Raw genomic sequence first — 1408 nt, forward strand, 5'->3', positions numbered from 1 at the left:
CCGCCCGCCCGGCGCCGGTCCGCCGCCCCGCCCGTGCCCCGGTCGCCGCCCAGCAGGCCCTGGCCCAGGGCTTCGCCCTGGACATGTCCCAGGGCGGCGCCGACCCGGCCGACGACGACTTCACCGACTACTGACGTCCGACCCGTTCAAAGACCGAGAGACTGAGCCATGCGCTTCACGATCAAACTCAAGCTGGGTCTCGCCTTCGGCGCCATCATCGCGCTGCTGGCGATCACCACGGTCTTTGGACTGGCCAGCGCGGCCAAGTCGAACAGCGAGTTCGACGACGCCGTGGGCGGGCCGGTAGCCCGCATCCGCCTCGCCCAGCAGCTGCACATCCATCTGATCAACGTCGCCAACGCCGAGAAGGACATCATTCTCGACGCCGCCGGCGAGCAGCGCGAAGCGATGGAGCGCACGGGGGCCCAGGAACGGGACGCCTTTAACGCCGACTACGAGAAGGCCCGCAAGATCGCCACGGCCGACAGCCTGGCCAAGTGGGATGCGGTGCATCAGGCCTGGATCGGGTTCACCGACACCAATGACAAGGTCAATGCGGCCATGAACGCCGGCCGTCGGGCCGAGGCCGCGGCGCTCTCCTCCACCCAGGGCCGCCGCTACGCCGCCGACGCCGCCCTGGCGGTGAAGGACATTGAGGCCCTGGAACAGAAAGAGCTCGACGACACCAACACCCGCACCGACGCGGCCTATGACACCACCCGCCTGGTGATGATGCTGGTGGCCGTCGCCTCGCTCGCCACTGCGATCGCCATGGCCGTGTGGCTGTCGCTCACCGTCAGCCGGGGCCTGCGCAAGATCGCCGTCATCGCCGAGGCCGTCGCGATCGGCGACCTCAGCGCCTCGGTCAAGACCACGACCAATGACGAGATCAAGGACCTGATCGAGACGGTCAATGTCATGACCGCCAATCTCCGCGCCACGGCTCAGGTCGCCGACACCCTCGCGGCCGGCGATCTGTCGGTCCAGCCCCAGCCGCTGTCGGACAAGGACGTCCTGGGCAAGTCCTTCGAGCGGATGGTCGCCAATCTGCGCGAGACCGCCGTCCTGGCCGACACCATCGCCGACGGCGACCTCACGGTTCACGTCAAGCCGCGCTCCGACAAGGACACCCTTGGCCTGGCGCTGGAACGCATGGTGGAGCGCCTGCGCGGCGTGGTCTCCGACGCGATCTCGGCTTCGGAGAATGTCTCGGCCGGCAGCGAACAGCTCTCGTCCGCGGCCGAACAGGTGAGCCAGGGCGCCACCGAACAGGCCGCGGCGGCCGAGGAGGCCTCGGCCTCGATGGAGCAAATGGCCTCCAACATCAAACAGAACGCCGACAACGCCAGCCAGACCGAGAAGATCGCCCGTCAGTCCTCCAAGGACGCGGAGCTCTCGGGTGAGGCCG

General features: G+C 68.5%; 1 protein-coding gene. It reads left to right on the forward strand.

The window, feature by feature from the left end; genetic code table 11:
- Window positions 1–168 precede the first annotated feature (168 nt).
- On the forward strand, window positions 169–1408 hold a 1240-nt coding region (locus MQH10_RS26205), incomplete at its 3' end, for a HAMP domain-containing protein (RefSeq protein WP_242566899.1).

Origin of the sequence: Phenylobacterium aquaticum (assembly GCF_022695515.1) — a bacterium.
Classification (GTDB): Bacteria; Pseudomonadota; Alphaproteobacteria; order Caulobacterales; family Caulobacteraceae; genus Phenylobacterium; species Phenylobacterium aquaticum.